This window comes from Cupriavidus sp. GW823-FHT07B10, assembly GCF_058794355.1.
Genome location: NZ_JBXAGS010000034.1, coordinates 15,968 through 29,914, shown reverse-complemented (window position 1 = coordinate 29,914; position 13,947 = coordinate 15,968). Strand labels below are relative to the sequence as shown.

Below are 13,947 nucleotides of genomic sequence, written 5' to 3'. Positions count from 1 at the left end.
CCCCCCCCCCCCCCCCCCCCCCCCCCCCCCCCCCCCCCCCCCCCCCCCCCCCCCCCCCCCCCCCCCCCCCCCCCCCGGCCCGGTCACGATGACCGCCATCGCAGCCATCGACATGGCCTTGTGGGATATCAAGGGCAAGCTGGCCGGCATGCCGGTGTACCAGTTGCTGGGCGGCAGAAGCCGGTGGGGGCTGATGGTGTATGGCCATGCCAACGGGCGCGACCACGCCGAGGCCGTGGAGGCCGTGCAGCGTCATGTGGAGCAGGGCTACAAGGCCATCCGCGTGCAGTCCGGCGTGCCTGGCCTGGGCAAGGTGTATGGCGTGGGCAAGGGTGGCGGGCATTATGAACCCGCCGAGAAAGGCCTGCCGTCGGAAGAGCCCTGGGATACTTCGCTCTACCTGCGCCATACGCCTGAACTGTTCCGCAAGGTGCGCGACGCCGTGGGTTTCGGCCCCCACCTGCTGCACGACGCCCACCATCGCCTGACGCCGATCGAGGCCGCGCGGCTCGGCAAGGCGTTAGAGCCCTTCAGCCTGTTCTGGCTGGAAGACGCCACGCCGGCAGAGAACCAGGAGGCGTTCCGGCTGATCCGCCAGCACACCACCACGCCGCTGGCCGTGGGGGAAGTCTTCAACTCGGTCTGGGACTGCAAGACGCTGATCAGCGAGCAACTGGTCGACTACATCCGCGCCACCATCGTGCACGCGGGCGGCATCACCCATGTGCGGCGCATCGCGGATTTTGCGGCCATGTACCAGGTGCGTACTGGGTTCCATGGGGCGACCGACCTGTCGCCGGTGTGCATGGCGGCCGCGGTCAACTTCGGGCTGTGGGCGCCCAACTTCGGCATCCAGGAACTGATGCCGCACAGCGAACTGACTGATGCGGTCTTTCCCCACAACTACCGCTTTGAAGACGGCTACCTGGTCATGGACGAGGTGCCGGGCCTTGGTGTCGATATCGACGAAGCACTGGCCGCAAAGTATCCCTACGAACGTGCCTACCTGCCGGTTGCGCGGCTGGCGGATGGCGCGATGTGGCACTGGTAGCCGGAGTTTCCGATGCTTAGCATTGTTGTCGAAGAACCCAACAGCATGGCCGTATGCGAGCGGCCAATGCCGGAGCCCGCTGCCGGCGAGGTGCGCGTACGCGTGCGCTATGCCGGCATCTGCGGTTCCGACCTGCATATCTTCCGCGGTCACAATCCGTTCGTGGCGTATCCGCGCGTCATCGGCCACGAGTTCGTCGGCACCATCGATGCCGTGGGTGCCGGGGTGGATGCGTCGCGCATCGGCCAGCGCGTGGTGGCGGATCCGGTCATCAGTTGCGGACAATGCCACGCATGCCGGATCGGCCGCCAGAACGTGTGCAGCCGGCTCCAGGTGATCGGGGTGCATCGCGACGGAGGCTTCAGCGAGTACGCCTGCGTGCCGGCCGGCAATGCCTATGTGATTCCGGACGGCATGCCCGAAGCCAGCGCTTCGGTGATCGAGCCGTTTGCCGTGGCTGCCAATGTCACGCACCGCACCGGCGTGCTTGCGCAGGATGTGGCATTGATCTATGGCGCGGGGCCGGTCGGGCTCAACCTGATGCAGGTACTCAAGCGCGTCCATGGCATCCGCGCCTTCATCACGGATCACCTCGACGAGCGCCTGGCGCTAGCGCGGCAATGCGGTGCGGGAGAGGACGAAGTCATCAACACCGCGCGCGAGCCCCTCGAACAGGCGCTGGCGGCGCGAGGCGTGGAAGGCGGTCCGACACTGATCTTCGATGCCGTATGCCATCCGGCCATCCTGGAGGAGGCCGTGCGCATTGCGGCACCGGCCGGGCGTATCGGGGTATTGGGCTTTTCGCCGACGCCATCGGCGATCCCGCAGCAGGAACTCACCAGGAAGGAATTGACGCTGTATGCCTCGCGGCTTAACTGCGCGATGTTCCCGACGGTGATTGACTGGATCGCGAAAGGCCTGGTCAATCCCGGGAAAATTGTCACGCACCACGTCGATTTTCGCGATGTTGCCGGCGCGTTTGCACTGGCCGAGGGCAATCCGGGCAAATGCTGCAAGGTGCTGCTTGACTTTGGCCATGGTGGCTGACATGGCGGATTGCGGGCTCATCGGGATTCCTCACGCAGGTGAGTTGCCGGGCGTACGGCGCAACTTGCATAACCTGGCCCAGCGTTCGGCCGCCAAGCGGCAGGCGGATCGTCGCGAGCTGGAACAGACGTTGGCGCGGCTCACAGGGCGGGGTGTCTGAAGCGTCGACGACCCTTGCGTAATCAGCAGGTGGCGCTTGACGCGCATTCTCTCTTCGTTCACCTTATGTCCCCGGCAGGGCCGGCGTCCCATTGCGGCGCCAGGCTTTGTGCGGCGATCGCGCCAGCGCAGCCCGCGGCCGAACAACAAATGGTGACCAAAGGGAGACCATCGCAATGAGCAAGCTACTGCTCGGACCCGTGCTGTCGTTTCGTGGCCTCGGAACGGATGGCTCATGGAAGGTGACGGCGCTCATCGGCATCGAAGATCAAGCCAGGGTTCCTCCGGTCACCGTGGAGGGCCGCAAGGCCGGCAAGCCGGTGATCCTGCTGCAGCATGCGGGCCACACCTATCTGCGCTACGACTTGTCCTGCAAGCTGCGCAAGAACGAACGGCGGGTACCGTACAGCATCGAAGGTGTCGGGGAAGCGTGGCACTTTACCGTGCCCGGCAAGGGCTACGCGCCGCGCATGGCCTATGTTTCGTGCAACGGATTCTCCGACCCGAGCGGCATGCGCAAGCTGGTCAAGGCTGAGAATGCGGTTTGGGCGGACTTGCTGTGCAACCACGACAAGGACATCCGTCCGGCAGGCTATGAGCTGGACAAGGAGCAGCTCTGGCACGAGGCGCGTACCCATGACCAGGGCAACCAGCGCTTCCATCTGATGCTGATGGGCGGCGACCAGATCTACTTCGATTCGATCTGGGAAGACCTCAAGCTGCTGAAGCGCTGGATCGGGTTGACGCGCGAGGAGCAGCTGCAGTACCCGGTGGACGCTGACCTCGAGAAGGAAATCGAGGACTACTATTTCAAGCACTACAGCGAGCGCTGGCTGCCTCATGCAAGGTCAGGGTGGGGTAGCGCAGACAAGCCGCTCGATGCTGCCCAGGCCATGGCACGGATCCCCACGGTGATGATGTGGGATGACCATGACATCTTCGACGGCTGGGGTTCCTATAGCTCCGAGATGCAGCGCAGTCCGTTGTTCCAGCGGCTGTTCTTCCATGCGCGCCGGGCCTTCTGGGTGTTCCAGATGCAGCATGCTGTCGAGCAGCTTCCCGACCTGGTGCCGCGCACTGACGTCAGGGTCCGGTCTGACGATCCATTGTTCGAACCGGTCAAGTGGTCTCAGGTGCTGTCCAGCGACAAGCTTGCGCTGCCGTTGCTGGACGAGCAGCCGGGGTTCACGTTCGCGCATTCGGCTGGCCCAGTCAGCGTGATCGTTGCCGACCTGAGGACCGAACGATCCCAGGAACAGGTGCTTGGACCCGGTACCTGGGGCGCACTGCAGCGGTGGCTGTCGGGGATCGAGTCGGGCGATGCCGCCAGCCCCGGCGGCATCAATTGCCAGCATCTGCTGCTGATGTCTTCCGTGCCCGTGGTGCATCCCAAGCTGTCGCTGGCCGAAGCCTTCCTGGACAACTTTGGCCAGGATCATGTGCTCGACAGCAGTGCCGATGACCTCAAGGACCACTGGACCCACGACGACCACGAGGGCGAGAGGAAGCGCCTGGTGGAGACCTTGCTCAAGACCGCCAGCCAGAAGCAGCTGCGGGTCACGATCATCTCTGGCGATGTCCATGTCGCGGCCTGGGGTGTCGCCTGCAGGAAAGATGTGGGGCCGAAGGACAACTGGGCGCAGATACAGCAGCTGACCAGTACTGCCGTGGTGCATCCCTCGCTGGTCGGGGTCATGGAGCGTCTGTTCTTCCATGTGCTGAACAACGTCGCTCAGTCGAAGCAGGCGCTTGATGTCAACCTGTCCGCGGAAATGATGCTCTTCCCCGGATCCAACCGGTACGTGATGCCGGCCAGGAACTGGCTTGCGATCGAGTTGGACCGGGGCACGGACAACCCGAACGGCTGCAAGCTGTGGGCGACGTGGCGGTGCGAGACCAAGGCGGCGTTCACCAATCACCTGCTGGCTACCGATCCGGTGAACTTATAATCTGGATCGAGTCAGAGAGTAGGGCGGGGCGGTGTGCTCAGGCATGCGTGCCCATGCCTCGCCGATTCAAACCCCATCCGCGGAGGATTCATACCATGCGCCATTGATGCCGCCGTCTGCATGACGGCCAGTCTCCACCGCCCCCAAGCAGGGGGAGTTCCTGGCATCCCTGGAATCCCGCATGTCAAATCCCAAGCTGACGCTGGAAAGCGTTTCCTACGTCCTGCCCGACGGCCGGACGCTCTTCTCTGAACTGTCCGAGCAATTCGACGATCGTCCCACCGGCCTGGTCGGGCGCAACGGTATCGGCAAGTCCGTGCTGGCACGTATCCTGGGCGGGGAGCTGGAGCCCTCCGCGGGGCGTTGCGTGCGGTCGGGCAGCGTGCATTACCTGTCCCAGCAGGCCGCGCATGCCGTGCAGACGTCGGTGGCCGGGCTGGCTGGCGTGCAATCGATGCTGGATGCGCTGCAGCGCATCGAGGCCGGCAGCGCCGCGGCGCAAGACTTCGATGACGTCGGCGAGCACTGGAACATGCCGCAACGGTTGCGGCAGGAGCTGGAGCGCAATGGCCTGGGCCACCTCCAGGCGCACACCCCGGCGAGCACCCTGAGCGGCGGCGAAGCCATGCGCGTGGCACTGATCGGTGCGTTGCTGTCGGATGCCGATTTCCTGATCCTCGACGAACCCAGCAATCATCTGGACCGGCCGAACCGGCTGGCGCTGATCGCGCAATTGCAACGCTGGCAGCGCGGCCTGCTGGTGGTCAGCCATGACCGGCAGTTGCTTGAGGGCATGGCGCGCATCGTCGAGCTGTCGTCGCTCGGACTGCGCAGTTATGGCGGCGGCTATTCGTTCTATGCGCAATGCAAGGCGCAGGAGCGCGAGAACGCCTTGCAGCAGCTGGATCAGCGCAAGCTCGAACGCAAGCGGGAAGAGCAGTCGCTGCGTGCGCAGCGTGAGCGCCAGGAGCGGCGGCAGGCCCGTGGCAACCGGCAGGCGCGCGATGCCAACCAGGCCAGCATCCTGCTGGGCCGGCAGAAGGAGCGCAGCCAGGCCTCGGCGGGCAGGCTGCGCCTGCAGCAGGCCGCCACGCGCGAAGCGCTCGATGCGCGCGTGCGCGACGCCGCGCAACAGGTGGAGGACGATGCCGCGATCGTATTGCTCGCGTTGCCTGTCAGTCAGGCCGCGCAACGCCGCGTGGCTGAACTGGACGAGGTCGACCTGCCGTTCGTGCCGGCCGCCACGCGCCGCATCAGCCTGATGCTGACGGGCCAGCAGCGCGTGGGCGTCGTCGGCCCCAATGGCTGCGGCAAATCCACCTTGCTCAAGCTGCTGGCCGGCCAGTTGCAGCCGCTTGCCGGCCGCTGCGCGGTGCATGCCGAGCGCGCCTATCTCGACCAGCAACTGGCCGGCCTGCTGCCGCAGCGCTCAACCATCGAACAGATGCTGGCCGCCAACCACACCGCCGGGGAGGCGGCATTGCGCACGCGGCTGGCGCTGCTGGATCTCGATGCGCAGAAGGCCACCGCGCCCAGCGGCCTGCTCAGCGGCGGCGAGCGCCTGAAGGCCGCGCTGGCTTGTACCTTGTATGCCGATCCGCCGGCACAGCTGCTGTTGTTCGATGAACCCGGCAACCACCTGGACCTGCCGTCCGTGCAGGCGGTGGAGACGATGCTGCGCGGCTATCAGGGCGCATTGGTGGTGGTGTCCCACGACGATGTGTTCATGGGCAGCCTGGGGCTGACCCATCGCCTGGCGGCAACGCCGGACGGGTGGAAGCTGGAACCCTGGTAGGCGGTCTATTTATACCCGGATGATATTGACATCGTATTTTATCCGGGTAATATTCGGAAATCATCTCCCAGGGGCATCCGCATGACCAACGCAACGCTTCACAGCTACACCACCTTCGACGGCCACCGGCGTATCGCCACGGGCCCGCTGCAAGCCAATGCGCTGGCGCTCAAGCGTGCGCTGGAAGCCGGCGCGGGCGGACCCGTGCTGGTTTTCGACGACGGCACCGGGCGCTCGATCGACCTGGATACGAGCGGGACGGAGGCCGCCGTACTTGAGCGCACGGCAGAGCGCGCCGCGCAGCTCGAATCCGTGCGGCAGCCCGCCGGCGACAACGACGAAGCAGCGGACGTGGCCGAGCCCCGGGGCCGCGGGCGCCCGAAGCTTGGCGTGGTGTCGCGCGAGGTGACGCTGCTGCCGCGCCATTGGCAATGGCTGGCCGCCCAGCCAGGCGGGGCATCGGTGGCCCTGCGCAAGCTGGTCGAGCAGGCGCGCCGGGACCACGCGGACAAGGACCGTAGCCGCCGCGCCAGCGAACGGGCCTACCACTTCATGGTGGCGATGGCGGGAGATTTGACCGGCTTCGAGGAAGCCACGCGGGCCTTGTTCGCGGGCGATGTGGCGGGCTTTGCGCAGCGGCTCGAGGCATGGCCGGCGGATATCCGCGAACACGCGATGCGCCTTGCGGACAGCAACGCCTGAACGGCTCCGCGGGCCTGGTCAGATGCCGCCCAGCAGGTCATGCGCATCCACGATCGCATAGGCGATCTCGGGATGCTCTTCCATGCTGCGGCGGATGGCGGCTGGGATCGACTGGCGGATCTTGCGGCACAGGCCGGGCTGCTCTTGCACCTGGATGCTGATGCCGCGCACCGTGCGCACGCCGCGCGCGCTGGGGGTGATGGTGAGCACGATGCCCAGCTGGGTCTGCATCAGGCTTTCCATGCGCTGCAATTCAGCCAGGCTGGTCAGGCGCTCAAGCCGTTCGACCAGCCGCTTTTCTTCGGCCCGGGTGAGCCGCAGCACGCGCAGGTCGGCGTTGGGGTCACTCAGCAAGGCTTCGCGCCCGCAGATACAGGCGCCGGGCGGGCATTCCGTGCGAAGAGGGAACGGCGCGTTCATGTGGGGCGCGGCCACAAGGCCGCAAGATAGCGGGGACGATGACCGGATATGTTAATTCAGGTTGCCGGTCGCCGGTTGCCCGTTGTGGGCACGCCATCTTTCCCGCAGGCCCTCAGGTCTTCCCTCTGGCAATGTCTGGTTGCGCGGGCATGGTTCAGTCCAGCTGCTCGATATGGGCCGACGTAATCAGGGCACGCCACTTGGCGGTCTCGGCATCGATCAGCTGCCGGAGCTGCGCGGGCGAGCCGCCGGCAGGCTCGGCGCCCAGCGCGGCCAGGCCCTTGCGCACGTCCGGCGCCTGCAGCGCAGCTTGCAGCGCGGCGTTGATCCTGTCGATCACCGGCGCCGGCGTGCCGCGCGGCGCGACCACGCCGCCCCAGGCCACGGTCTCGTAGCCCTTCAGCCCGGACTCGTCGAGCGTCGGCACCTCGGGCAGCAGCGCAAGGCGTTTCAGGCTGCTGACGGCCAGCGGCCGCACCTTGCCGCCGCGGATCAGCGGCATGGCCTCGGAGGTATTGCTGAACATGAAGTCGAGCCGGCCGCCCATCAGGTCCTGCAGCGCCTGATCGCCGACATGGATGCGCTGCCGGCACAGGTGCAGCGCGCCAGCGACGCCGCCAAGGGCTGCGCCGCGCGGCTGGCAGGCATCGAGGTGCCTTCGTTCGCCGATACCGAAACCACCTTTGCCGAACTGCGGGACCGCATCGCCCGCACCATCGGGTTCCTGGAGCAGATCACGCCTGAGCAGCTGGAAGGCAGCGAGCAGCGCGCGATCGAGCTGAAGCTGCGCCAGGGGCCGATGACATTCGACGGCAAGTCCTACCTGCTGGGTTTTGCGCTGCCCAACTTCTATTTTCACGTGACCACGGCCTATGACATCCTGCGCCACAAGGGCGTGCAGATTGGCAAGCGCGACTACCTGGGGCTGAAGTAAGAAGCCGAGCGGGGCCAGTAGGAAAAAGCCGGGCGCGGATCCCGGCTTTTTCATTGTCGAACAGCCGCTTGGGCGGCAGCCGCCGGTCAGCGCGTTCAGCACCGGGGCGCCGATGGCGGCCCTTTGCAGCAAAACCGGGTGATCTGCAGGAGATATTTGCCGCGCGCCTGGCCGACGGCCGGGACCGCATCCCGCCAGCCTCTAAGCGGAAACCCTGACCCCTCTGGTATACTTGCATTACGTCCGGACCGGCCGGACGCAGCCTGCGACAGGCCACAGGCGGTTCCTCCGGCAGTGCCCGGAGCCATGCACGGAAAACCCGGTGCACACCGCCCGCGCTGCCAGCCATGCGGCGCCGATCCGGGAGCCCGAGCCCAGATCCGTGATACTTGTTATCCGGCCTTTGCCCAATACCTGTTGAAACCCCGGCCAGCCCAAGGGCGGCCGAATGCCCGTTAACGGTCCCCAAACGGTCCCAGAGAGACCCCCACGCATGACTTACGCCGTCAAGGAAATCTTCTATACGCTGCAGGGCGAAGGCGCCAACGCCGGCCGCGCCGCAGTGTTCTGCCGCTTTGCCGGCTGCAACCTGTGGAGCGGCCGCGAAGAAGACCGCGCCAGCGCGGTGTGCCAGTTCTGCGATACGGATTTCGTCGGCACCGATGGCACGCGCGGCGGCAAGTACCGCACGGCCGAGGAACTGGCCGCAGTGGTCGCGTCGGAATGGCCGCAGGGCGCCGGCGGCCAGCCGCTGGTGGTCTGCACCGGGGGCGAGCCGCTGCTGCAACTGGACGCGCCGCTGATCGACGCGCTGCATGCGCAGGGCTTCGAGATTGCGATCGAAACCAACGGCACCATCGCCGTGCCGCCGGGCATCGACTGGGTCTGCGTCAGCCCCAAGATGGGCTCGGAACTGGTGGTCACGCGTGGTGACGAGCTCAAAGTCGTGATCCCGCAGGAGGGCCAGGACTTTGCCGCATACGAGCAGCTTGATTTCCGCCATTTCCTGGTGCAGGCCATGGATGGCCCGCTGGCGAGGGAAAATACCGCCGCCGCGGTGGCGTTCTGCCAGCGCCATCCGCGCTGGCGGCTGTCGCTGCAGACTCACAAGCTGCTCGGCATCCGCTGAGCGGCGCGGCATCCACGGTATCGACAGGTCGCCCAACGGGCGGCAAAACGTACACAATACAGGCTTCGGACGCGCGCGCAGTGTCCGTCCCAACGCAGGCGGCCGGCACCGGCGCCGGTACACATGAGCAAACAAGTTTCCATTACCCGCCGGCTGGAGTTCGACTCCGGCCACCGCATCCCGAACCACTGCGGCCAGTGCCGCAATATCCACGGACACCGCTACCGGCTGGACCTGACGCTGTCGGGCGAGGTCCTGCACCGCGAGGGCGCGTCGGATGACGGCATGATCCTGGACTTCGGCGACATCAAGGCGCTCGCCAACGAGCACCTGGTCAACAAGTGGGACCATGCCTTCCTGATCTACCGTGGTGACACCGCGCTGCTGAACTTCCTGCAATCGATGGAAGGGCACAAGACCGTGGTGCTGGACGCGATCCCGACGGTCGAGAACCTGGCCCAGGTTGCCTTCGACATCCTGGCGCCGGTGTTCAAGGACTGCTTCGGCCACCACCTGCAGCTGACCAGGCTGGTGCTGTTCGAAACGCCCAACTGCTGGGCGGAAGTGAGCGCGCCCGCGGTGCTGCCGGCGCAGGACTGAGCGGGGACGATGCCAGAGACGCCACCGCTGCCGTTGCGCGCGCTGCGCGCCCTGCCTGAAGACCCGGCCGAGGCTGCCGAGCGCGACGCGCGTTACATGCGCGCCGCGCTGGAAGAAGCCCGCCTGGCCGAAGCCGCCGGCGAAGTGCCGGTGGGCGCGGTGGTGGTCTGGAACGACACCATCATCGCGCGCGGCCACAACCTGCCGATCCGCTCGGTGGACCCGTCCGCCCATGCCGAGATGCAGGCGCTGCGCGCCGCCGCCCAGGTGATCGGCAACTACCGCATGCCCGAGTGCGAGCTGTACGTGACGCTGGAACCGTGCGTCATGTGCAGCGGCGCGATCCTGCACGCGCGGCTGCGCCACGTGGTGTTCGGTGCAGCCGACCCCAAGACCGGCGCCGCCGGCAGCGTGCTCAACCTGTTCGAGCAGGCGCAGCTCAACCACCAGACCACCATTGCCGGCGGGGTGCTGGCCGACACCTGCGGCCAGATGCTGAAGGATTTCTTCGGCGCGCGCCGCCGGGCGCAGAAAGCCGCGCAGAAGGCCGCACAGCAGGACGCCGCCGCGCCTGTCACCGATCCCGACAAGAATAACGACACCGAAGCATGAGCACGCCGAACAGCAGGCCGCCGCATACCGAAGTCCGACTGATCGCCTCGTCCGGGTATCCGCACGACGTCGCCATTGCCGCGCGCGGCTGTGCCTGGCTCAAGCATCATGGCTACCACATGACCAACCCCGACGTGCTGGCGCGGCGCTACCTGCGCTTTGGCGGCACGGATGCGGAGCGGCTGGCCGACCTGCACGCCATCGGCACCGGCGCGCCGCACGAGCTGACGCTGGCGGTGCGCGGCGGCTATGGCATCGCGCGGCTGCTGGCGCAAGTCGACTTTGCCCGCATCGCCGCGCAGGCCAGCGCCAGCGGCACGCCCATCGTCGGCCACAGCGACTTCACCGCGTTCCAGCTGGCCTGCCTGGCGGCGACGGGTGCCGTCACCTTTGCGGGGCCGATGCTGCTGGCGGATTTTGGTGCCGAGGTGGTGGATCCCTTCATGTGGGAGCATTTCGAAGGCATCCTGCGCAACCCGGCGTACAGCGTCGATGTCGCGGCGCCGCAGTCGGGCGGACAACCGTTCTCAGGCAGCGTGGAAGGCACGCTCTGGGGCGGCAACCTGGCCATGCTGTGCAGCCTGCTGGGCACGCCTTTCATGCCGCAGGTGGAGGGCGGGGTGCTGTTCCTGGAAGACATCAACGAGCCACCGTACCGGGTGGAGCGCATGCTGATCCAGCTGCAGCAGGCCGGCGTGCTGGGCGCGCAGCGCGCCATCGTGCTGGGCGATTTCTCCAATTACCGCGTCACCGACTACGACAACGGCTACGACATGGACGCAGTGGTGGCCTACCTGCGCGACCAGTTGCCGGTGCCGGTGCTGACCGGGCTGCCGTTCGGCCACTGCGCGCGCAAGCTGACGCTGCCGGTCGGCGCCCAGGTGCGGCTGGCCGCACGTGCGGATGGCTTCAGCATGGCGTTTTCCGGCTATCCGGTGCTGCCGCCACTGGCCTGACCGGCCGCATCGTCCGATGCCGCGCATCCGGGTGCAAGGAATGCGTCCGGATGATAGAATGTGCGGTTATTTCCTGACTTCCTGCCGGGTTCTCGCATGAACCGGGCGCGGCCCGTGCCGCATCGCCAGCCATGGCCGCCGGATGACTCCGGGCCAGCGCGATGCATCTCCGGCAAGGCCCGTCCCTGAGCGGCATGGGGTGCGCCTCGTGTGCAAAACCGGCAAGCCGCGGCCAGCGCCGCGGCGCCACAATCTCCAGACAAGGTTCAAGACGTGCTTTCTACCGCAAACATCACCATGCAGTTCGGCCCCAAGCCGTTGTTCGAGAATATCTCGGTCAAATTCGGCGAGGGCAACCGCTACGGCCTGATCGGCGCGAACGGTTGCGGCAAGTCCACCTTCATGAAGATCCTGGGCGGCGACCTGGAACCGTCGTCGGGCAACGTCATGCTGGAGCCGGGCGTGCGTCTGGGCAAGCTGCGCCAGGACCAGTTCGCCTATGAAGACATGCGCGTGCTGGACGTGGTGATGATGGGCCACACCGAGATGTGGGCCGCCGCGCAGGAGCGCGACGCCATCTACGCCAACCCGGAAGCGACCGACGAAGACTACATGAAGGCCGCCGAGCTGGAGGCCAAGTACGCCGAATACGACGGCTACACCGCCGAGGCCCGTGCCGGCGAACTGCTGCTGGGCGTGGGCATCCCCACCAGCCAGCACCAGGGCAACATGAGCGACGTGGCCCCGGGCTGGAAGCTGCGCGTGCTGCTGGCACAGGCACTGTTCTCGAACCCGGACGTGCTGCTGCTGGACGAACCGACCAACAACCTGGACATCAACACGATCCGCTGGCTGGAGACCGTGCTCAACGAGCGCAACTCCACCATGATCATCATCTCCCACGATCGCCACTTCCTGAACTCGGTCTGCACCCACATGGCCGACATGGACTACGGCACGCTCAAGGTCTACCCGGGCAACTACGACGACTACATGGAAGCGTCGATGCAGGCCCGCGAGCGCCAGGTTGCCGCCAACGCGCGCGCCAAGGAGCGCATCAGCGAGCTGCAGGACTTCGTGCGCCGCTTCTCGGCCAACAAGTCCAAGGCCCGCCAGGCCACCTCGCGCGCCAAGCAGATCGAGAAGATCAAGGTCGACGACATCAAGCCGTCGTCGCGCCAGAACCCGTTCATCCGCTTCGAGTTCGAGAAGAAGCTGCACAACCTGGCCGTGGAAGTGGAGAACATCACCAAGACCTACGACCGCAAGATCATCGACGGCCTGTCGCTGGCGATTCAGGCCGGCGAGCGCGTGGCGATCATCGGCGAGAACGGCGCGGGCAAGACCACGCTGCTGCGCAGCCTGCTCAACGGCGCGGTGCAGACCGGCGTGCAGCGCGGCGTGGAAGTGGACCGCGGCACGGTCAAGTGGGCCGAGAACGCCAACGTCGGCTACATGCCGCAGGATACCTACGAGGAATTCCCGGACAACCGCGACGTGATGGACTGGATGAGCCAGTGGACGCAGGCCGGCGACGACGAGACCTCGCTGCGCGGCACGCTGGGCCGCCTGCTGTTCTCGGCCGACGACATCAGGAAGTCGGTCAAGGTGCTGTCCGGCGGCGAGAAGGGCCGCATGATCTGGGGCAAGCTGATGCTGGGCCGCCACAACGTGCTGGCCATGGACGAGCCGACCAACCACATGGACATGGAGTCGATCGAATCGCTGCAGATCGCGCTGGACAAGTTCACGGGCACGCTGATCTTCGTTTCGCACGACCGCGAGCTGATCAGCGGGCTGGCGACGCGCGTGATCGAAGTGCGCACCGACGGCACGCTGACGGACTACCTGGGTACGTATGACGAGTACCTGCAGTCGCAGGGTATCGACGGCTGAGCGTCGGGACGTTGACGATGAGAGAAGGCCGCCTCCGGGCGGCCTTTTTCATTGGTGCGCCGGAATCTCAGCCGGCGGCGATGCGATCTGTGATCTGGTCGAGCTGGCTCGTGATGGCACGCGCGGTGATGTCGCCCTTGGCCTTGAGCAGTGCCGCATGCAGCGGTTCGCGCAGCGCCAGCAGGGCGGGCAGGTCGGTGGCCCTTTCGACCTTCACCTGCAGCATGTAGCCGCGCAGGCCGAGATGCTGCCCGATCACGTCGGTATAGAAGTGATACAGGCTCTCGAAGGCCGCGATGTCGGCGGGCGAAGGGGCCGCGGTATCGGTCGGTTGCGGCGTCTCGGGCACCTCGGGGGCGCGTGCGTGCCGCATTGCATACACGGAGAACATATTGGTGTCGGCGGCAGGCGTGACCCGCGCCGGTGCCTGTGCCGGTGCCACCGCAGCGGGCGGCCGTGCCGGCTCCGGGACGGCTTCGACCAGCCCTTGTGCCACCAGTGTGTCGATGGCCTCGGGTGCCACCCCCATGCCGGCCACCTGCGCCAGCAATTCCTGCCCGCGGCGCTCGCCGTTGACCATCAGCAGCAGCGCGCGCAGCTTGTGGTCAAGCTTGCGTGCACGCGTCCGGATCTCGTCCTGTCCCGCATCCGACTTGCGGTAGATCGGATCGACCATGTCTCACCCCTTGTTATGTCC

The 13,947-nt window shown here is 66.5% G+C and carries 12 protein-coding genes and 2 pseudogenes; 11 read left to right on the top strand and 3 right to left on the bottom strand.

The genetic code is table 11. From position 1 onward, the window contains the following. Nucleotides 1-76 precede the first annotated feature (76 nt). The 5 genes and pseudogenes from manD to AC1Q6V_RS34240 form a co-directional block, all read left to right on the top strand. Nucleotides 77-1,051 (top strand): annotated as a pseudogene (gene manD, locus AC1Q6V_RS34260) (D-mannonate dehydratase ManD); the annotation flags it as partial. 12 nt (nt 1,052-1,063) lie between these two features. Further along, nucleotides 1,064-2,098, top strand: coding sequence for a Zn-dependent oxidoreductase (locus tag AC1Q6V_RS34255; protein ID WP_058698645.1), 1,035 nt, complete (start codon nt 1,064-1,066; stop codon nt 2,096-2,098). A gap of 329 nt (nt 2,099-2,427) precedes the next feature. After that, nucleotides 2,428-4,206 (top strand): alkaline phosphatase D family protein, encoded by a 1,779-nt coding sequence (locus tag AC1Q6V_RS34250; protein ID WP_454750478.1) that lies wholly within the window; start codon nt 2,428-2,430, stop codon nt 4,204-4,206. Nucleotides 4,207-4,387: 181 nt separating this feature from the next. Next, entirely contained in the window at nt 4,388-6,001 is a 1,614-nt protein-coding gene (locus AC1Q6V_RS34245; RefSeq protein ID WP_010809545.1) for an ABC-F family ATP-binding cassette domain-containing protein, read from the top strand. Between the two features lie 81 nt (nt 6,002-6,082). Further along, complete coding sequence (locus tag AC1Q6V_RS34240) at nt 6,083-6,703, top strand: DUF2239 family protein (protein WP_454750470.1); 621 nt, start codon at nt 6,083-6,085, stop codon at nt 6,701-6,703. Nucleotides 6,704-6,721: 18 nt separating this feature from the next. Here the strand turns inward: AC1Q6V_RS34240 and AC1Q6V_RS34235 are convergent, their stop codons facing one another. Then, on the bottom strand, nt 6,722-7,123 hold the full coding sequence (locus AC1Q6V_RS34235; protein WP_010809543.1) for a hypothetical protein: 402 nt from the start codon (nt 7,121-7,123) through the stop codon (nt 6,722-6,724). 154 nt (nt 7,124-7,277) lie between these two features. Continuing rightward, entirely contained in the window at nt 7,278-7,649 is a 372-nt protein-coding gene (locus tag AC1Q6V_RS34230) for a tripartite tricarboxylate transporter substrate-binding protein (protein ID WP_492350780.1), read from the bottom strand. Nucleotides 7,650-7,652: 3 nt separating this feature from the next. Here AC1Q6V_RS34230 and AC1Q6V_RS34225 point away from each other — a divergent pair. The 6 genes and pseudogenes from AC1Q6V_RS34225 to AC1Q6V_RS34200 form a co-directional block, all read left to right on the top strand. Beyond that, a pseudogene (locus tag AC1Q6V_RS34225) lies at nt 7,653-8,057 on the top strand (DUF1993 domain-containing protein); the annotation flags it as partial. Between the two features lie 493 nt (nt 8,058-8,550). Further along, complete coding sequence (queE, locus tag AC1Q6V_RS34220) at nt 8,551-9,186, top strand: 7-carboxy-7-deazaguanine synthase (protein WP_010809540.1); 636 nt, start codon at nt 8,551-8,553, stop codon at nt 9,184-9,186. Between the two features lie 123 nt (nt 9,187-9,309). Beyond that, nucleotides 9,310-9,786 carry a 6-pyruvoyl trahydropterin synthase family protein gene (locus AC1Q6V_RS34215; protein ID WP_010809539.1) on the top strand — a complete coding sequence of 159 codons (477 nt, stop codon included), beginning with the start codon at nt 9,310-9,312 and terminating at the stop codon, nt 9,784-9,786. Between the two features lie 9 nt (nt 9,787-9,795). Further along, nucleotides 9,796-10,398, top strand: a complete 603-nt coding sequence (gene tadA, locus AC1Q6V_RS34210) for a tRNA adenosine(34) deaminase TadA (protein WP_010809538.1) — start codon at nt 9,796-9,798, stop codon at nt 10,396-10,398. Further along, complete coding sequence (ldcA, locus tag AC1Q6V_RS34205; protein WP_010809537.1) at nt 10,395-11,354, top strand: muramoyltetrapeptide carboxypeptidase; 960 nt, start codon at nt 10,395-10,397, stop codon at nt 11,352-11,354. Before tadA ends, ldcA begins: the two co-directional genes overlap by 4 nt. 273 nt (nt 11,355-11,627) lie before the next feature. Then, complete coding sequence (locus AC1Q6V_RS34200) at nt 11,628-13,250, top strand: ABC-F family ATPase (protein WP_454750471.1); 1,623 nt, start codon at nt 11,628-11,630, stop codon at nt 13,248-13,250. 67 nt (nt 13,251-13,317) lie between these two features. Here the strand turns inward: AC1Q6V_RS34200 and AC1Q6V_RS34195 are convergent, their stop codons facing one another. Continuing rightward, nucleotides 13,318-13,926, bottom strand: coding sequence for a hypothetical protein (locus AC1Q6V_RS34195; RefSeq protein ID WP_454750472.1), 609 nt, complete (start codon nt 13,924-13,926; stop codon nt 13,318-13,320). Nucleotides 13,927-13,947: the final 21 nt, after the last annotated feature.